Here is a 17,967-nt window from a genome sequence, read left to right on the forward strand (position 1 = left end):
TTCAGGGGCCTTTCCGGGGCGCGGCAGATCACAGTTTAATGCTATATGTCCATGTAGGTACGCAGGTCTCGCGTGCCAGACAATAGCTTTCGGCAGTCCCAAGATAGCGGAAACCTGCATTGGTTAATACTTTGGCCGAGGCCGGGTTGTCACGAAAAACAGAGGCAAACATATTGGTGTTGCCAAGCGGATTGGCCTGAACCAGTGCTTGCACGGCCTCGGACGCCAGATGGGTGTTCCAGAACGCAGGTGCCACCCAATAGCCGACCTCGGATTGGTCGCGGTCCATTTTAACGAGGGAAATGACACCCATCACTTCGGAGCCGCCGGTTTTCAGCCCGTCCATTACCCACACGTCTTCGACACGCTCATCGCTGGTGGCGCGTTTGATATAGGCCTCGATCACGCCGGGGGGCAGCGGATGCGGGATGGACACGGTGTTCATCGCCACACGCGGATCGCTGGCGTAAAGTTCGATCAGACCCAGATCAGAGCGGCGCACAGGGCGCAGGTCAAAGCGTTCCGTTTCAATCACGGGCTGCGCGGGTAGTTTTAGAATTTCCACCGTCATGTTCCTCCTCCGAACAATACGAATAGGACGGATGCAACCGTTAACGCGGCCAAGGTCCACATCAGGTATTTTTCCCAGATGGTGCCGGCGACGGTCTTTGCAATACCTGCCCCGGCAAGTGTCCAAAGCGGGTGCAAGACGACCTGACAGCATAGCAACACGGCGGCGACTGTCGCGGTGGCCACCAAGGTCGGAGTGCCGGGGGTTACAAATGCGGTAAAGCTGCCAACGATCATCGCCCATGCCTTGGGGTTCAGGGGGTGTACGATCAGTCCGGCGGCAAATCCGGGGGCGCTGGCCGTCTCGTGCCCCTGCCCTAGCCGCAGGTTTGCCACTTTCCATGCCAACCAGATGATATAGGCGGCCGAGGCGAATTTCAGCAGCGTAAACAACATTGGCGCACGTTCGGCCAATTGCATCAGGCCAAAGCCGATAGGCCAGATGATCAGTTGTTTGCCCAACACCACGCCTGCCACAAAGGGCAACGCCGCGCGAAAGCCAAAGCGCGCACCGGTGGCCATCATCGCCATATTGGCGGGGCCCGGTGTGCCGACCTGACTGACGGCAAATACCGCTAGCGATGCGATTGCGACGCTCATGAGGTCACCCCAACCGCTATATCTGTCGCACGCGCCGCGATGCCAATGATCCGGGAAGAGCGTTGTGGCAGTGTCATCTGGGCCCTTCCTTTCTGGACAGGTAAATTAAACAATTGATTAACAGCAAAAAAGGACCGGCGTTTCCGCCGATCCCTGAATTTTTTCAAAACCCTTGTAGGTACGGCTTACTCTGCGGCTTCTGCCACTGGCAGGACCGAGATAAACGTGCGGTTTTTCAGACCCTTGTGGAACTGAACCTTACCGTCGACCTTGGCAAAGATGGTGTGATCTTTGCCCATGCCAACGCCTTCAGCTGGCCAGAATTTTGTGCCGCGCTGACGCACCAGAATGTTGCCGGGAATAACAGCTTCGCCGCCGTATTTCTTTACGCCAAGACGACGCCCTGCGGAGTCGCGACCGTTACGGGATGAACCGCCTGCTTTTTTATGTGCCATTGGTGTCTCTCCTTAGCCTTTTGCCAGTTCTTTGGCCTGTGCGATCCAGTCTTCACGACCCACACGACCTTTGAACGACAGTTTCTCTTCAATCGCTTCTACGTCTGCATCTGTCCACGCTGCGATTTGTGCAAATGTGGTGACACCTTCGCCGTTCAGCTTGCCAACGATGACGGGGCCAACGCCTGAGATCTTGCTCAGATCGTCTGCGCCTTCAGCTGCTGCCGCTTTTTTGGCTGGCTTTGCTTTGGCTGCCTTCGCGGGCTTTTCAGCAGCAGGTGCTGCCTCTTTTTTCTCTGCTTTGGTTTTCTTCGCAGGCTTGGCCGCGTCAAACTTGGCGGCTGCGTTGGATTCGATGGCTGCAACTGCTGCTGCGCTTACCGAACCTGTACCGATGGCTGCTTTTGCGCCGGACTTGCCTGCGCCAGATGCCATGATCTCGCCGATTTTAACCAGCGTCAGTTTTTGACGGTGGCCTTTGGTGCGCTTGGAGGAGTGCTTCCGGCGGCGCTTGACGAAGTGGATGACTTTCTCGCCCTTGATCTGGTCAACAACTTCGGCTTGAACGCCGGCATCGTCTACCATGGGGGAGCCAACAACAGGGCTGTCGCCGCCCAGCATCAGAACTTCGTTGAATTGGACTGTTTCGCCCGCGTCAGCAGCCAAACGTTCTACCCGAAGCATATCGCCGGATTGAACTTTGTACTGCTTGCCGCCTGTCTTGATGACCGCAAACATGCGTATTCCTTTTTCGCTTTCGCGTCCTGTGGTCCCCAGATCGGGAGTTTTCGGGCCTAAGCCCACCTCGGACAGCGCACCCCATTTCGGGATGATCATAAAATAATAAAGGCATCCGAGATGGATACCTTTGGGTTGAGAGCTGCCAAATGCACCACCGCCGCCTTTATGTCAAGCGGCGAACCGGGGTTTTAGGGGCTAAAGCTCCTCTGCGACCATATTCAGCGCGATGGCCCGACCCAAGGCATATGAAATCTCGGCATAGGCCGCGCCATAGCCGTCAAACAGCGCCCGGTTCAGGGCCATACCCGCTTTGGTTTGTGCAAAGGTAATATAGTGGTCCAGCGCGTCATCCTCCAGCGGTGAATAGGCCATGAGCAAATAACCGTACAGCCAGCCGGTGGTGTCCTCGGCAATCTCGTCTTGTTGTCCCCCGACCTCGGCCAGCATTTCCTCTTGGGTCATATCCATGGCACCGCCATCGGCCAGCCCGCGCAGGAACTGGTAGTTCGAATTCATCGCGGCAGTCACATTGCGATCGATCATAGCGCCGGCATCAATCAGCGCGGTAATTTGAGCCAAACGCGGATCGTCACTGCCCTCCAGCTCGGCAAACCGGGTGCGGGCAGCGTTTTCAATCTCTTGATCCGTGATCGCGGCGCGGGCGGCATTTTCCAGCGCGACGATCTGGGCACCGACGCCTGAGGCTAGAAAATCGATCGTTTGCTCGCGCATATCGCCTTGCAGTTCGGCCTCAAGATAGCCGCGCAGCGTTTCGGTAATTCGCTGGGGGTTGTAAATCGCATCGACCTGCATCTGCCAGCCTGCACCGCCCTGCCCGCCCAACATGTCTTGGTTCAGGGTCTGGGCATAGTCCAACCCTTCAGCCTGCAATATCCGCGCAACCTCATCGATCTTAAGGACATCCATCAATACCTGCGCCCGCGCGTCCGCCCAAAGCGGTGCCGCCAACAGCCACAGCAGCGGCGTGATAAACAGCAGGCGCATCAAAGGTCCTGACTGGGCTGCATGCCCGCCAAACGCGCGGCTACGGCTTCGAACCGGTTGGCCATGATCTCGTATTGCACCGCATTCATCAGGGCATAGACCTCTTGCATCTTGGGATGCTCCAGCGCTTGCGCATAGGCCAATACCTCGTCATCGGAAAACGACTGATAGGTATAGGCCGATGTTTCCAGCGCATTTTGCTGGATCGACGCGCGCATCTCGGCTTCTTGGCTGCGCAAAACCTCGCGCAGGTCGGGTTCTTCCATCTGCAAGCGGATCACCCCTGCCCCAGCTGCCGCCATCAAAAACCTGATCTGCACCTCTTGGATCGCCCGGATTGAACTGTCCTCGACATTGCTGGCCGCGTTCAATTGCTGCAACAACGCGACACGGTCCGGATTGATACGCTGCAACCCCTCAAGGATCGCACTGCCGTCCTCCGACTTGGCCACGCTATCGCCATTCATATGCGAGGCGTTTTCCGCCGCCACCAACCGCTGACCCAGATCCGAGGCATAAAACCCGGCCGCGTGTTCCAACGCATCATCGCTAAGCGTTTGCGTGAGGATGTCAGAGCCCATCTGCAACATCACATCCGTATCAAACACCTCGCGCACCAGCCGCGACCATTCAGACCCAAAGGCCTCTGCATCAATCCCCAGCATTTCAGGCGCGGAATCCGCCGACAGCCGGATGCTTTCCAGCGCCACGCCGAATCCGGTCACCTCAAGAAACGCATCGACGCGCTCCCGCTCTGCGGCATTTGCGGGGCCTGTAAAGCCAGTCGCCCAGACGGTGGCCGCCAAGATCACCAAGTGACAAATTCTCTCAAGCGCCCGCATCACATGATCCTTGTGTTATTTTGCGCCTTTAATCTTAGGACAAATCAGACCGGCGGCAATGAAAATCCCCGTGACCCAGAATTATACCGCCGCCCCCCTTGTCACCCCGCCAAATCGGGACTAAACGAGCGCACCACACCGATGCGGAGAGGTGCCGGAGTGGTCGAACGGGGCGGTCTCGAAAACCGTTGAGCCTTCACGGGTTCCCAGGGTTCGAATCCCTGTCTCTCCGCCATTTCCCTTTTCAGAATGAACCACACCTATAACGCTAACCTGCGTTCAGCAGTGTTTGCAGCGCCAGCAGTTCGGGTTGGCGCAGGTCGTGGCCGCCGTCGTGAACTTCGGTGTCAACTTGCGCGTGTTGGGCGGTGAACCAGTCGATCAGGCGCTGGCTTAGCGGCCATGGGCAGATGGGGTCGCGTTTGCCAGCGGTGATCAACACGCGTTTGCCAGCAAGGCCCGGCGTGGCCTCAGGTTTCCACGGGATCAGCGGGTGCAGCAATCCGATCCGGTCGAACAGGTCAGGTTGCGCCATGGCGACAGAGGCGAGGATATTCGCGCCGTTCGAATAGCCAAAGCCATAGACCGGCGTGCCGGGGTGCTTTGCCTTATGGGTCGCGACATAGGCCGCCATTGTCTTGGTCCGCTTGGCCAGATCATCCATGTCATAGACGCCCTCGCCCGTACGCCGAAAGAAACGCGCGGCACCCCCTTCGGACACGTCCCCGCGGGGCGACACGACCCCTGCCCCGGGCACGAGCGATTGGGCCAAATCGAAGAACTGGTGTTCGTCGCCGCCGGTGCCGTGGAAGGCAAAAATCAGCGGCGCGCCGGCTGCGGGGGATTTCGTTAGCGTGTGATAGGTATCGGTGGACATGGCGTTCTCCTTATCCGTCAATCGCGGGCAGCAGGCTTTCGATCTGGGCGCGGTGCCCTTCGTAACGGTCGGGCAGTTTCAGCGCCTGCCCCAAGTTCGCCGTATCCTCGTCACGGTCAAAGCCGGGTTCGTTGGTGGCCACCTCAAACAGCACACCGCCGGGGGTACGAAAGTAAATCGCCCAGAAATAATCGCGGTCAATCACTGGCGTCACCTGATATCCGGTGTCCATTAGCGCCTTGCGCACCTCAAGCTGTGCCGCGCGGTTTTCGACAGCAAAGGCGATGTGGTGGACGGACCCGGCACCCTGCCCCGCGGTTTTGGCCCCACGCAGTTCTTCGACGTCGATGGTATCGGCGGCGTTGCCGCCCTCGATCCGGTAACGTGTCACGCCGTCTGCCGTCTCGTCCTTTTGATAGCCCATAAAGCCCAGCAATTCACCGGTCGCTGCCGCATCGCGCAGGGTGAAACGGGCACCGTGAAAGCCCAAGATCCCCGCGTCCTCCGGCACATCTGCACCGGTCCAGGGCGTGCGGTCGCGCGTGTCGCTTTCCACCAGTGCAAAGCCATCGCCATCAGGCCCGTCAAACTGCAACCGGTTTTCGCCAAGGAAACTGCTTTCAGCCAGACCGCTGACGCCGTGGTTCCCCAACCGTTCTTTCCAGAACGGCAGCGCGCCCTTTGGTACGGCAAATTCGGTCGTACCCACCTCGCCCGTGCCGCGACGCCCGCGGGGCATCTGGCCAAAGGGGAAATAGGTCATCACAGAGCCGGGCGTGCCGACCTCGTCACCGTAATACAGGTGATAGACGTCAGGCTGGTCGAAATTCACGGTCTTTTTCACGCGCCGCAGGCCAAGGGTTTGCGTGAAGAAAGTGTTATTCTCTGCCGCATCGGCCGCCATTGACGTGACGTGGTGCAGACCTTTGATTTGATTGATCATGGTATCGCCTTTCAAGTCGTCCATTTATCTTGCCCCAGATATAGCGCCGACGATAATTATTATGAATGGATATTTTCTTGCATTCACTGTTGTTGATAATGCAATAATTGCGGATGCAAGATATCAAACCAATCCGCGTTTTTTTGAAGGTGGTCGAACTAAGCAGCTTTGCCGCTGCCGCCCGCAGCCTGAACATGACGCCTGCGTCAGTCACGCGCATCGTCGCCAAGCTTGAGACGGATTTGGGTCAACAGTTGTTGGTGCGCACGACGCGACAAGTGGCGCTGACCAGCGCGGGGGCAATGGTGGCAGCGCGGTTTGGCCCCGTGATCGAAAGCTTTGATCAGGTCGCAAGGGAAATCACAGGTGCCGTGCGCCCGGATCGGGGGCGGCTGTCGATCAATGTGCCGCTGTCACTGGGGATGCGGTTACTGCCAGAGGTGATTGACCGGTTTCGTCTGGCCTATCCCAATATTATGGTGAACGTGACGCTGACCGACCGGCTGGTGGATGTGGTGCAGGAAAACTGTGACCTTGCCATTCGGGTGTCCGGCCCGCCCGGCGATAAATCCACGATCTGGCGCAAAATCTGCGAAGTGCCCCGCCACGCGGTCGCGGCCCCCAGCCTGCTTGAGCGGATGCAGCGGCCCGAAACACCCGATGACCTGAATCCCGATTTCTGTATGTCCTATTCCGCCTCCGGTAAGGCTGAAGAGTGGACGTTTCATAAGGACGGGCGGAAAAAGACCGTTACGGCGGGCACTGCCATTGCATCGAACAACGGGGATTTTTTGTATTCGCTCGCGAAATTGGGAAACGGCGTGACGGTACTGCCGGACTTCATCGTTAACGACGGGATCAACGCCGGCGTAGTCGTCCCCTTGTTGTCCGATTGGGTGATCACGCCCCTTTGGCTGACGTTGTTTTATCCGCCCTATGATGTGCTGCCGCCTTTGGTGGCCACCTTTACGGATTTCTTCGAGGCACATCTGAGCGAAGCGCAAGAGTTCAGCTTTAGCAACGCGTGATTGGGCCGTGCCCACGGTGGCTGACCGCCTTCGCCGATGGGGGGATAGGACCGGGTGACATGGTTCTTGGCTGCAGGGGTAACACAAGGCTGTGATGCAGTCTTAGAATTGCCAATATCCTCCTTTATGAACTGTTTTGATGGTGAGAAAAGCGCTTGGAATTTTCCAGCATGTTAGCGCTTGCGGTATTGAGGAAACACTACCATAAGGCGAATTCTGCCGACCCGATTCTTTGAGTATAAGAGGCTATAATGACCCGTATTACGGTAACGCATTTCACATCATCCACCGCCCCGGTGACTGCCCTATGCTAAAACCCCCGGTCCCCGAAAATGAAACCGAAAGACTGGCATATCTGCATGGCCTGGGTCTTGATCTGTCGCTGCCCTTCGACGAAATCAATGGCCTGTGCAAAGTCGCGTCAACTTTGGCGGGGGCACCTGTGGCTTTGGTGACGTTGATTGACGATGTTCACCAAAATATTCTGGCCGGGACCGGCCTTGGCGATGTTAGGCAAACCAGCAGGGACGTGTCGTTCTGCGCACATGCGATCATGAACAGCGAACAGTTCGAGGTGACCGACGCCACGGCCGATCCGCGGTTTTCCGACAATCCCTTTGTCGCGGGGCAGCCGGGGTTCCGGTCTTATCTGGGCACCGTTCTTGAGCCCGAAGACGACATGCGCCTTGGTACATTATGCGTGCTGGATGTTGAGCCGAAAACCTATTCAGATGAGGTGAAAGAAGGCCTGTCGAAGATCGGCAAAGCGATCACCGCATTGATCGTATCCTACCGCGAGAAAATGGACGTCATTAACTACGCCCAAGAACTTGCCACCCGAAATTCGGAAATGACCGACTTGACTACCTCTCTTCGCAGCTCGATGGAAAAACTGGTCGCCGCGGAAAATACCAAGAATGAATTCGTGTCGATCGTTAGCCACGAATTGCGTACGCCACTTACCTCGATCAAGGGGGCGCTCGGCTTGATGCGGAATGATCCGGATCAGATCGGTTCGCCAAAAACCCAGCGTCTGATCAAGATCGCCTGCGAGAATAGCGACCGCCTGCTTTCATTGGTTGATGACATTCTAAAGCTGCAAAAACAGGAGTTTGGCACCTCGCACTCCAGCTTCGCGCCCGTTAACCTAAGCGAGCTGATCGAAACCTCGGCAGAGGCTTATCGCAACTATGCCGCAGACCGGAACGTAACCTTGACCATGTCGGGCACCGGCCCGTCCTGTATTGTGAGCGGTGATCGACACCAGCTGGACCGTGTGTTGGCCAATATCCTGTCGAACGCGTTCAAATTTTCCAAGCCCGGCGGTAATGTCGAAATCAGCCTGCACTGCGAAGGGGGTGGCCCGCGGATCATGGTAAAAGACGACGGCATGGGCATTCCCGACGGGGCCAAGGAAAAGGTGTTCGGCCTGTTTACCCAAGTGGACGGTTCCGACACACGCTCGCAAAGTGGGACCGGGCTGGGGATGCATATTTGCAAGCAGATTTTAACCCAGCATAACGCGACCATCGACTATGAAAGCGAGCTTGGCGTGGGCACGGTGTTTATGATCCGTTTCCCTGCAGCCGAAAAGCAGGATCTGGCCGGCTGACCGGTTTCTATCCGCCCTCAACTAGGCGCGATTGGAGCCACAGCAGCGACGGGTAAGATGCGATCCAGAACCATAAAAAGCGGTTCAATCCAAACAGCAGTGCATTTGCCAGGTGGAACGTCGCGGCAACCGCCAGCGCTGCGATGAGGAGTGTGGGGTTAATGAAGCTTAACGGAAACAGCACCTCAAAAAGCATAACAGCCCATGACGCTGCCCAGAGCAGCCGTGGACAGCCCGCCAAGCGGCGAAAGTTCTCAGCTACAGGATAGGCCGAAAAGCTGAAAACATCCGCCAGCGCACGACCGCTGCGCCATTCGGGGTTCACGATCTTGACCTGCCCCGAGATGAAATAGGACAGGATGACCTGTATGCCCAGATAGCCAAATGCCGATTGCGCGGGTAATCCATCGGGCAACCAGCGCGACAGGCAAAGGCAGTACAGGATCAACAATCCCATGCGGTCACTGCCGCCGTTATACGGCCCCTGAAAACGGTGCAAAACCAATAGGCTATGGATGCAAAGCGCCATCAGAACCCATGGGCTGTGCCAACCAGCAAGCAACACAACGCTTAGGGTCGCGCGGGGCAGAAAAAGCAGCGGTGCCGCGTGCGCGCCAAATATATGCTCCGCCGATTGCTGCAAAAACGCGATGGCCAACAGGATTTCTGTCGCCCGCAACGCAAATTCAAACGTCATCGCGGGACAAAACCGGCGGTTGGAAACGGGTCGGATTGGAACAGGATGTCTTGGTAGATGCCTGTGTCATCGCGAGAGATAAATACCAGACGAAATTGGGCAGCACTGGCGGCTTTGCCTTCTGCCCCGTGCGTGAGGTCCTCCAGAACACGGCGGGTAATCTCAGTGATGCAATGGGCGGTGGGATTTTCCGTAATCCGTTCCGCGCAGCTGACCACAAACAGCGCGTCATTTCGCGGTGCGTTCCAAAACAGCCGGACCAGCATCTGACGCGCGGTCACGGACATGGGGCGCGGGCGCAGTTCCTGCCAATCGCCCGCGGCGGCGCCGCCCTTCGACAGCTGGGCCCACTGCACCCTTGGTGAGGGTTCAATCGTTTGGAAAAACCGCCATGATGGCAGCAAAACAGGCAAAATAAGCGACAGTGTTTTCAGCATGAACAGAGTTAACGGCCCCGCCATTAACATCACGTGAATTCAGCCAACCGAGGTAAGGCCGCGCTTAGTGCACCGTTTCCGCCGTCAAAATCCGCGCTTCATGGGCGCGCAGCAATCGGCGGGCCGCGACAAAGTTGGACAGGCCGTCAGGTTTTTTCAGCTCGGGAAACAGGGCCACAATTTCATCGCGCTGATCTGCCAGAATACCAGCCATCGAATGTTCACCGGGTTGAAAGCTTTCTGCCCAAGCCCCGTCGGCCAGCACGACCTCGTGATGGTCGAACAAGACGTGGATATAGCTGACCCGCTCGGGGCGGGTGCGTTCGACCCCGTCCAACCCGACCAGATGCTTGGCGGCCACCAATACTTCGCGTTCGCTAAACATCACCTCGGTCAGGTTCGAGCTGACCAACATGCGGTGGTTCGGGCTGACCACCATATCCCATTGCGGCAGGCCGTTGCCCAAGGCCCCTGCCCGGATCAAAACCGGGTGAAAGTCGGGCTTGGCCGCAAGATCAGCACGGTTCAGGTTGCGGCGGCCGACCCAGCGGACCGGCTGAAAGCCGTTGTCGCGGGTGATCGCCTGATCGTCGATCTTGAGCTGCTGCACCGGAATTTCGCCGCGACGTGTCGCGATACGGGTGCCGGGGGTAAAGCAGATCACGACCTCTTCGATCTCGGAATAGGTGGTGGTGCCCGTGGTATTGCCAAGGGCATCGCGGAATTCGATCCTGCCGGATTCCGGGCCGTCTTTGATCAGCGTATAGCGCGACTTGTCGAGCCCGGTCAGATTAAGAACATCGCTATCAAGGCCATCAGCATCTTCACCGCCGACAATCGTGTGGTTGCCGCCTGAGGTAAAGGTGATCAGGTCGGACCCCTGCCCGCCGTCCGCCAGATCATTGCCGCCGCCGACTGTCAGTGTGTCTTGGCCCTCGCCGCCGGACATCTGATCGCTGCCGGTGCCGCCGTCCAGACTGTCATCGCCGCCTTGGCCCAGCAACGTGTCATCGCCCAAACCACCCAAAAGCGTGTCATCGCCGGCCTCGATCGGCACCTCGACCGGTTCATCAATCAGATCGCCCGACAGGGTAAAGCCTGACCGTGTCGTGCGCGTCTCGAGGGTGAATTCAATGAACTCGCGGTTTTCAAACCGCCCTGAAAACCACGAATCCTGATCGTTCGGATCGTTCTCTTGGGTGCCGGCCGCGGTGACGTTGCCGTTTTCGGTCGTCACGGTAAGCGCGGAATCGTCGCTGGTTGCGAAGGCGGTGAAACTGTCGGCATCCAGCGTCACGGATTCCTGATCGCCGGGGCTGTTTCTGTCCAGATCGTTGAACGTCGCGGTCGAGTTCAAGGCGACGGGCGATCCTGTTGCAGGGTCAAAGAATTCCAGCCGGAACGTCGCCGTTTCGCCGCCATAGCGGGTGCTGGACCCGCTACCGGTGTTCAAGGCTATCTCGAACCCTTCGCCGCCGCTTAGGGTGACGGGCATGTCGGCGTTGGATGTGCGCACCAGAACCACACGGGCAGACACCGACGTGCCGTCTGTTAACGTGGCGACATCACGGTACACGACATTGTCGCCCGGCTTGGCAAAGCCGCTGGAATCGGTTTCCCGCTTGTCGAATGACAGCGTGACGGGCGTTGCGTCACTGCCGGGTGCCGTGCCGATGCCCCCATCGCCGAACAGCACGTCATTACCCGCCCCGCCGTCAATCAGGTCGTTTGCACCCTCGCCGGACACGCGGTCATCGCCGCCGCCAGTTTGTATCTGGTCGTCGTCAGCCGTTCCCTGAATCGTGTCAGAGCCCGACGTCCCATTTATCGTTGCCATCAAAGCAGCCTTTAAGTGTCGTAGCGTCATGAAAGGTTCAGCAGCGAACCCGCTTTCAAACGCAGTAGAATTTGACGGTTACCTACCTACAAAAACACGAGAGCAACACCCGGTTAGCGGAATTGTGACCGCAATATGGCGGTCGTCAGCGTTGAGTGACGTAACGATTTTACTATTCAGGATGGTTTTCAGGCAGGATTTTGCCGACCCTCAACCGACGCGGGTTACACGGGGTAAAAGTAAGCGCGCCAGATTCCCACAAACATCAGGATGCTGCCGATGTTCACCCATAGATGCCAGATGGCATAGCGCATCGGCATGGTCTTGCGCGCATAAAACGCCGTGCCCACCACATAGGCACCCGCACCAGCAATCACGCACCAAAGCGTTTCAATGGGCACGTTTTTCATATCGGGCACCGCACAAAGGCCGATGGCCCCCAGCCCAAGGTAGGATGCTGTCGACCAGCGTGATTTGACCTGCTTGTTGATGATCTTGTTCCAAATCGCCACGACCGTCAGGCCCCAGCACAGACACAAAAGAAAGATCGTCCACGGTGTGCCTGCTTGGACGAAAAACGGGGTAAAGGTGCCCGAGATGCTAGGATAAATGGCGGCGTGATCAATGCGGCGCAACTGTACGCGCTGCGCGTGCCAAGGCAGAAAATGATAGGCCCAAGAGGCCAGATTGGACGCCAAAGCGCTTAGCACGTAAACCCAAACAGCAATGATCGGCGCGACGCCCAACTCGGCTGTGGTTTTGGTGATCAAGGCACCACCTGCCCCCAGAACCAGTACCAAGCCAAAGACGTGCACAGCCATATCGGCGCGCCGGTGGAGCGGGTTCGAACTGGGGAAAGTTGTTTCAGTCATGGGCGTCTCTGGCAAAGCTTGCAACTTCGGTAGCCGCAGCCCCGCCCAAAGTCCACCACGCCGGTACGTCAGCCTTGGTCGTTTTATGGGGCGGGCGCGGGTTTGCCCGTTAAAATGGCTTCGATCAGGATTTGAACGCGCAGCGCCTCGGCCAAGGTTGCCAGACGGTTCGGTTTGCCGTCGATCAGCAGCACCAGATCATCCAATTGCGCACGCAGGCTGGTCGACCGTGGGTCGGCGTATTCCTCGACCACCGGGGTGAAGGCTCCGCCTGTCGACACATCATCAAGGTAGAATTCCGAAATGCGGCGGCTGGCCTTGGTCCCCTTGATGGTGAGTTCCTGACGGTCTGGCTGTGCGCCGCCGACACTGCCCATGATGGTAACTGGCGCACCGGTCGCAGATACCAATCGTGCGGCGACATGGGTTTCACATAATTCGCCGCCCGCAGGATAGTCAGGCTGCGCCCAGACCAGTTCGAGCGGGCCTAGGATGCGTTCGGAAAAGAACAGAAAATGCGAGATTACTTCGCGGGTCATGCCGCCTTCGGCACGAAAGCGCAGCCAATCTGCCGCCTGCTGCCACGCGCGGGGCCATGCGGGATAGGTCACGATAATATCGGCACCCGCCAATTCGCCCAGATCGCCCGCCTTGGCAGCGGCGTGCACATCGGTCAGGGCCGCACCGGCTGCTTGGGTGAAATTCACCGCAGCGGGCACACCAAAGGCATCAATCTTGGCCACCAGATCGCGGCTTTCTGCGATGTCGATGCCAAGGGGTTTTTCTAGGAACACAGCCTTGCCAGCCTCGGCTGCGGCCAAGGAATATGCTTTGCGCGGTACGGGCGGACAGGCAAGATAGACCAGATCGGCAGCGGCAATCGCGTCTTCGGCAGTTGCGGCCAGAGTCACATCGGGTGCGGCGGCCTTGGCTTTGCTGCTGGCCTCCTCGCTTGGGTCCCAAACCGCGACAACCGAATAGGCGGGATGTTGTTGCATGTGTTCCAGCATGCGCTGACCCATAATGCCCAGACCGATGATTGCTGTTTTGATTGTCATGTCGTCCCTCGAAATTCAGATGCCCGTGCGCCCAATTCCTGTTGGGCGGTCAACGGCTTGCGTTGCCTTGCCTTAGCACAGGAAGATCACAAACAGCGAGGCGAAAACCCACCCCTTAAAATATGAAACCCCCGCATAGCGCCGGGCTATGCGGGGGTGAAATCTCTGGGGTGTTCTATGCGCGGGTTAGCGCAGAACGACGGCCTGTGCGGCAATATGGCGAATTTCGCCGCGCGCAATGCCGATATCGGCCAGATCGCGGTCGCTCATTGCGGCCAGTTCGTTATATGTTTGACGCTCGGCGCGCTTTTGGGCGCGGTTGGCGCGAAAGCCTTCGATCAGGCCGTGCATTTTTGCAGCGACGTCAAAGCTTGGTGTGGTTGCTGTTGTATATGTATAGCTCATTTTTTCTTCTCATCTTCGGATTACGGTGGCCTATCCACCGCAACGGGTTGGTATCGCGTTTTGTTCCCTGTCTTATCGCAGGGACAAGTCGCATGAATTACGCAGGGATCGCCCCACGTGGTGTTTTCGCAAACAGACCGCGCAGTTTGGCGGATGCTTTGGTTGCGAGCGATGCGATGAACGCGCTGCGTTCTGCATTGGCACGCGCAAGGATCCGGTCAACTTCTGACGGTGTGGCGGTACGGTATGTGACGTTGGTAGTCATTTTCAGCTTTCCATTTCTGGGCTTCGTTGCCCGTGGACTGCATATGTGCCTGACCATGCAAAGGTGCAAACCATAGTCGATATGCAGTTTTTGCATGGCTTACCGAGCGGCGGAATATTGCCGGATTTGGCCAATGTTTCAGGCACAGAATGGCCACATACATGCCTTGGGATGGACAGAGTGGCACGGCTTGATTAAGCGGCCCGCGAGATTAAACTTCGCACCCTAATGGAGCAGTTAAATGGCCCAAAGCATCCCCACCCCCGTCAAGGCGGCACCTGCGCCCGCAAAACCCGTACAGCCGCAAACAACGCAGCCGGTTTTCACAGATTACGCCAGCATCTAACCCGCAATCTGATAGGTGACAGCGGATGTGGGACGCGGTAAACTTTACCCCATGTCCGAACCTGTTTCCTCAATCCGTAATCTTGGCCCTGCCTTTGAGCAAAGCCTGGCCAAGGTTGGCGTGTACACTGCCGATCAATTGCGCGATCTTGGCGCGGATGCGGCCTATGAAATGCTGTTACGTGCCGGTCATCGCCCCCATTTCATCGGATATTACGTGTTGGTGATGGGCCTACAGGGCCGCCCGTGGAATGATTGCAAAGGCGAAGAAAAGAAAGCCCTGCGTGTAAAGTTTGACGCGATGAAAGCGCGGGCTTTTGATCCCGCCCAGTCAGAGTTTGAACGCATGATGGACCAGATCGGCGTCAGGGAGCATAGCCCCTAGAATACTGCCACCACAGGAACCGGATTACCCCTTAACGCGTTGTCTTAGATAACCGAACGCTTACGAGGTTCCCAATGCCACTACATCCCACCACGGAAAATGATCTGGACCGCCTGCACAGGCTGGCCCGCAGGATGGATTATGCGTTTCGCATCCCGCTGCTTGGCGTCCGTTTGGGCTGGGATTCAATCTTGGGTCTGGTGCCGGGTGTCGGCGACGTTCTGGCCGTGGCCCCTGCCGGTTACATCATAAAAGAGGCACACCGCATGGGGGCCAGCGCCCCGGTGTTGGGTCGGATGGGCGCGAATGTCGGGATCGACATGGTCATCGGTGCGATCCCGCTGGTCGGTGACCTGTTCGACATCGGTTGGAAAGCCAACACCCGCAACGTGGCTTTGCTACGCGATCATCTGGCGGACCGCAGCTTGGCGGCTAAGGACGTCGAGGGACAGCTGTCATCCCATCACCCCACCTTGCGCGGTTAAACAGCAGACACGAAAAAGGGCCGCAGTTTCCTGCGACCCTTTAAACAGCATCTCAAATGCAGGTGGGCTTAGCCAACCAGTTCAAGACCCGAGAAGAAGTAAGCGATTTCAACTTCGGCTGTCTCGGGTGCGTCCGACCCGTGAACCGAGTTTTCGCCAACTGATTCAGCAAATTCAGCGCGGATGGTGCCGGCTGCTGCGTCTGCAGGGTTGGTTGCGCCCATAACTTCGCGGTTTTTCGCGATGGCGTTTTCGCCTTCCAGAACCTGAGCAACGATTGGCGCGGAGGCCATGAATTCGCACAGTTCGTCATAGAAAGGACGCTCGGCGTGTACTTTGTAGAACTCGCCCGCTTGTGCTTTGGACAGGTGAATACGCTTGCTGGCAACAACGCGCAGACCTGCGTCTTCGAATTTCTTAACGATTGCGCCGGTCAGGTTGCGGCGTGTTGCGTCTGGTTTGATGATCGAGAATGTGCGCTCAAGGGCCATGATAGCTCTCCTATAGGGGTTAAATTGGGCGCTCCCTAACATGGGGATTGCCGCGTGAAAAGGCGCGATTGACGCGGGGCCAGACATGGTTCACACCGCGCCCATGTTACGCATTTCAGAAATCAACTATTCCGTCGAAGGCCGCCCCTTGTTTGAGGAAGCCAGCGCCGTCATCCCCGAAGGTCATAAAGTGGGCCTCGTCGGCCGCAATGGCGCGGGTAAAACCACCTTGTTTCGCATTATTCGCGGCGAATTGGGGCTGGACGCGGGCGATATTTCGCTGCCGTCCCGCGCCAAGATCGGCGGCGTCGCGCAAGAGGTGCCATCGTCTGATGTGTCGCTGATCGACACGGTGCTTGCCGCGGATGTTGAACGCGCGGCCCTGATCGCAGAATCCGAGACGACCACAGACCCTGCCCGCATCGCCGAGGTGCAAACCCGCCTTGCCGACATCGACGCATGGTCCGCCGAAGGGCGCGCCGCCTCGATCCTCAAGGGGCTCGGCTTTGACGATCACGACCAGCAACAACCTTGCTCGGCCTATTCCGGTGGCTGGCGTATGCGTGTGGCCTTGGCTGGCGTGTTGTTTGCGCAGCCCGATGTGCTGCTGCTTGATGAACCGACCAACTATCTCGACCTTGAAGGGGCGCTGTGGCTGGAAAACTATCTGGCCAAATACCCCCACACGGTCATCATCATCAGCCACGACCGTGGGCTGCTAAACCGCGCCGTCGGCGGCATCTTGCACCTCGAAGACCGCAAGCTGACCTATTACCAAGGCAACTACGATCAATTCGCCAAAATGCGCGCCGAAAAACGCGCGCAACTGTCTGCCGCCGCGAAAAAGCAGCAGGCGCATAAGGCGCATATGCAGGCCTTTGTTGACCGGTTCAAGGCTAAGGCATCCAAAGCCAAGCAAGCGCAATCGCGGATGAAAGCCATCGAAAAGATGGTAACTATTACGCCGCCCGAGGAAGCCGCCCGCAAGGTCTTTACCTTCCCGCAGCCCGATGAATTGTCCCCGCCGATCATCAGCATTGAAGGTGGCTCCACCGGTTATACCGCAGGCAACCCTGTGTTGTCGCGCCTGAACCTGCGCATTGACCAAGACGACCGTATCGCGCTTTTGGGCCGCAACGGTCAGGGCAAATCGACGCTGTCGAAGCTGCTCTCCAACCGTCTGGTGTTGTTCGAAGGCAAAGCGGTAAATTCAAACAAACTGCGCATCGGTTTCTTTGCCCAGCATCAGGTGGATGAGCTGATCATCAACGAAACCCCGTTGCAGCACATGATCACCGCGCGCCCCGGCGTGATGCAGTCGAAATTGCGCGCGCAGCTGGCCGGTTTCGGCCTGGGCCCCGACCAAGCCGATACTGAGGTTGGTCGCCTGTCCGGTGGTCAAAAGGCACGGCTTTCACTGCTGCTTGCCACACTCGACGCGCCGCATTTGCTGATCCTCGATGAACCGACCAACCACCTTGATATCGAATCCCGCGAGGCGCTGGTCGAGGCGCTGACCCGCTATTCGGGTGCTGTGATCCTTGTCAGCCACGACATGCACCTGCTGTCGATGGTGGCCGACCGTCTGTGGCTGGTGTCCGATGGCACGGTCAAACCCTACGAGGACGACCTCGAAGCGTATCGTAAGATGCTGCTGACGGTCGAAAAACCGGTCAGCAAGAACGCCAAGCCGGTGAAAGAGGCCCCAAAACCCAAGCGGGCCAACCGCGAAGACATCCTTGCCCTGCGGTCCGAAGTCCGCACCGCCGAGGCGCGCGTGACCAAAATTAACGACATGCGCGACAAGCTGGCCAAGAAACTTGCCGACCCTGCCCTTTACGAAAAGGAAAAAGTCGGCGAACTTGAAGTCTGGAACAAGAAATACGCCGAAGTCATGGCCGCACTTGAACGGGCGGAATCGATCTGGATGGCTGCCCTCGAAAAGCTCGAGACAGCCTCCGCCTAAGACTTCTCTGGCTCAAAAATATCCCGGGGGTCCGGGGGCTGGCCCCCGGTA

At 57.9% G+C, this 17,967-nt stretch carries 21 protein-coding genes and 1 tRNA gene; 6 read left to right on the plus strand and 16 right to left on the minus strand.

Features of this window, described 5'->3' with window-relative positions:
- Nucleotides 1–28: 28 nt before the first annotated feature.
- From WNY39_RS00630 to WNY39_RS00655, 6 genes are all read right to left on the minus strand, one after another.
- Nucleotides 29–571, minus strand: a complete 543-nt coding sequence (locus WNY39_RS00630; protein ID WP_342843223.1) for a GNAT family N-acetyltransferase — start codon at nucleotides 569–571, stop codon at nucleotides 29–31.
- Nucleotides 568–1,170, minus strand: coding sequence for a LysE family translocator (locus tag WNY39_RS00635; RefSeq protein WP_342843224.1), 603 nt, complete (start codon nucleotides 1,168–1,170; stop codon nucleotides 568–570). Before WNY39_RS00635 ends, WNY39_RS00630 begins: the two co-directional genes overlap by 4 nt.
- Before the next feature lie 185 nt (nucleotides 1,171–1,355).
- On the minus strand, nucleotides 1,356–1,625 hold the full coding sequence (gene rpmA / locus WNY39_RS00640; protein WP_008225807.1) for a 50S ribosomal protein L27: 270 nt from the start codon (nucleotides 1,623–1,625) through the stop codon (nucleotides 1,356–1,358).
- Between the two features lie 12 nt (nucleotides 1,626–1,637).
- Nucleotides 1,638–2,363 carry a 50S ribosomal protein L21 gene (locus WNY39_RS00645; protein WP_341235192.1) on the minus strand — a complete coding sequence of 242 codons (726 nt, stop codon included), beginning with the start codon at nucleotides 2,361–2,363 and terminating at the stop codon, nucleotides 1,638–1,640.
- A gap of 198 nt (nucleotides 2,364–2,561) precedes the next feature.
- Entirely contained in the window at nucleotides 2,562–3,371 is an 810-nt protein-coding gene (locus WNY39_RS00650; protein ID WP_342843225.1) for a hypothetical protein, read from the minus strand.
- Nucleotides 3,371–4,213 carry a DUF2059 domain-containing protein gene (locus WNY39_RS00655; protein WP_342843226.1) on the minus strand — a complete coding sequence of 281 codons (843 nt, stop codon included), beginning with the start codon at nucleotides 4,211–4,213 and terminating at the stop codon, nucleotides 3,371–3,373. The genes WNY39_RS00650 and WNY39_RS00655 overlap by 1 nt, the downstream gene beginning before the upstream one ends.
- 145 nt (nucleotides 4,214–4,358) lie before the next feature.
- Here WNY39_RS00655 and WNY39_RS00660 point away from each other — a divergent pair.
- Nucleotides 4,359–4,448: transfer RNA gene (locus WNY39_RS00660), tRNA-Ser, on the plus strand.
- Between the two features lie 33 nt (nucleotides 4,449–4,481).
- Here the strand turns inward: WNY39_RS00660 and WNY39_RS00665 are convergent.
- Together WNY39_RS00665 and WNY39_RS00670 are read right to left on the minus strand one after the other, a co-directional pair.
- Nucleotides 4,482–5,090: an alpha/beta hydrolase gene (locus WNY39_RS00665; protein ID WP_342843227.1), complete on the minus strand. Its 609-nt coding sequence runs from the start codon at nucleotides 5,088–5,090 to the stop codon at nucleotides 4,482–4,484.
- A gap of 10 nt (nucleotides 5,091–5,100) precedes the next feature.
- On the minus strand, nucleotides 5,101–6,033 hold the full coding sequence (locus tag WNY39_RS00670) for a VOC family protein (protein WP_342844328.1): 933 nt from the start codon (nucleotides 6,031–6,033) through the stop codon (nucleotides 5,101–5,103).
- Between the two features lie 113 nt (nucleotides 6,034–6,146).
- Between WNY39_RS00670 and WNY39_RS00675 the strand changes: the two genes are divergently transcribed.
- A complete protein-coding gene (locus tag WNY39_RS00675; RefSeq protein WP_342843229.1) occupies nucleotides 6,147–7,061 on the plus strand; it encodes a LysR family transcriptional regulator in 915 nt (304 codons plus the stop codon).
- 307 nt (nucleotides 7,062–7,368) lie between these two features.
- Nucleotides 7,369–8,673, plus strand: coding sequence for a GAF domain-containing sensor histidine kinase (locus WNY39_RS00680; protein ID WP_342843231.1), 1,305 nt, complete (start codon nucleotides 7,369–7,371; stop codon nucleotides 8,671–8,673).
- A 7-nt stretch (nucleotides 8,674–8,680) separates the two neighbouring features.
- On the opposite strand, the gene WNY39_RS00685 is transcribed toward WNY39_RS00680, so the two are convergent.
- The 7 genes from WNY39_RS00685 to WNY39_RS00715 all read right to left on the minus strand — a co-directional run bounded on the left by WNY39_RS00685 (nucleotide 8,681) and on the right by WNY39_RS00715 (nucleotide 14,244).
- Nucleotides 8,681–9,370: an HTTM domain-containing protein gene (locus WNY39_RS00685; RefSeq protein WP_342843233.1), complete on the minus strand. Its 690-nt coding sequence runs from the start codon at nucleotides 9,368–9,370 to the stop codon at nucleotides 8,681–8,683.
- Nucleotides 9,367–9,807 (minus strand): hypothetical protein, encoded by a 441-nt coding sequence (locus WNY39_RS00690; RefSeq protein WP_342843235.1) that lies wholly within the window; start codon nucleotides 9,805–9,807, stop codon nucleotides 9,367–9,369. The genes WNY39_RS00685 and WNY39_RS00690 overlap by 4 nt, the downstream gene beginning before the upstream one ends.
- Before the next feature lie 64 nt (nucleotides 9,808–9,871).
- Entirely contained in the window at nucleotides 9,872–11,644 is a 1,773-nt protein-coding gene (locus tag WNY39_RS00695; protein WP_342843237.1) for a Hint domain-containing protein, read from the minus strand.
- Between the two features lie 224 nt (nucleotides 11,645–11,868).
- Nucleotides 11,869–12,516, minus strand: coding sequence for a hemolysin III family protein (locus tag WNY39_RS00700; protein WP_342843239.1), 648 nt, complete (start codon nucleotides 12,514–12,516; stop codon nucleotides 11,869–11,871).
- An 83-nt stretch (nucleotides 12,517–12,599) separates the two neighbouring features.
- On the minus strand, nucleotides 12,600–13,574 hold the full coding sequence (locus tag WNY39_RS00705; protein WP_342843241.1) for a Gfo/Idh/MocA family oxidoreductase: 975 nt from the start codon (nucleotides 13,572–13,574) through the stop codon (nucleotides 12,600–12,602).
- A gap of 186 nt (nucleotides 13,575–13,760) precedes the next feature.
- Nucleotides 13,761–13,979, minus strand: coding sequence for a DUF1127 domain-containing protein (locus WNY39_RS00710; protein WP_341235181.1), 219 nt, complete (start codon nucleotides 13,977–13,979; stop codon nucleotides 13,761–13,763).
- Between the two features lie 97 nt (nucleotides 13,980–14,076).
- Nucleotides 14,077–14,244 (minus strand): hypothetical protein, encoded by a 168-nt coding sequence (locus WNY39_RS00715; protein WP_341235180.1) that lies wholly within the window; start codon nucleotides 14,242–14,244, stop codon nucleotides 14,077–14,079.
- Between the two features lie 397 nt (nucleotides 14,245–14,641).
- Between WNY39_RS00715 and WNY39_RS00720 the strand changes: the two genes are divergently transcribed.
- Together WNY39_RS00720 and WNY39_RS00725 are read left to right on the plus strand one after the other, a co-directional pair.
- Nucleotides 14,642–14,974 (plus strand): TfoX/Sxy family protein, encoded by a 333-nt coding sequence (locus WNY39_RS00720; RefSeq protein WP_342843243.1) that lies wholly within the window; start codon nucleotides 14,642–14,644, stop codon nucleotides 14,972–14,974.
- A 74-nt stretch (nucleotides 14,975–15,048) separates the two neighbouring features.
- Nucleotides 15,049–15,459 (plus strand): DUF4112 domain-containing protein, encoded by a 411-nt coding sequence (locus WNY39_RS00725; protein ID WP_342843245.1) that lies wholly within the window; start codon nucleotides 15,049–15,051, stop codon nucleotides 15,457–15,459.
- A 68-nt stretch (nucleotides 15,460–15,527) separates the two neighbouring features.
- Here WNY39_RS00725 and ndk read toward each other — a convergent pair whose 3' ends face one another.
- Entirely contained in the window at nucleotides 15,528–15,950 is a 423-nt protein-coding gene (gene ndk / locus WNY39_RS00730) for a nucleoside-diphosphate kinase (RefSeq protein ID WP_093915044.1), read from the minus strand.
- 103 nt (nucleotides 15,951–16,053) lie between these two features.
- On the opposite strand from ndk, the gene WNY39_RS00735 reads away from it, so the two are divergent.
- On the plus strand, nucleotides 16,054–17,916 hold the full coding sequence (locus WNY39_RS00735) for an ABC-F family ATP-binding cassette domain-containing protein (RefSeq protein WP_342843247.1): 1,863 nt from the start codon (nucleotides 16,054–16,056) through the stop codon (nucleotides 17,914–17,916).
- The last annotated feature ends 51 nt before the right edge of the window (nucleotides 17,917–17,967 follow it).

This window comes from Sulfitobacter sp. AS59 (genome assembly GCF_038899995.1).
Taxonomy (GTDB): domain Bacteria; phylum Pseudomonadota; class Alphaproteobacteria; order Rhodobacterales; family Rhodobacteraceae; genus Sulfitobacter.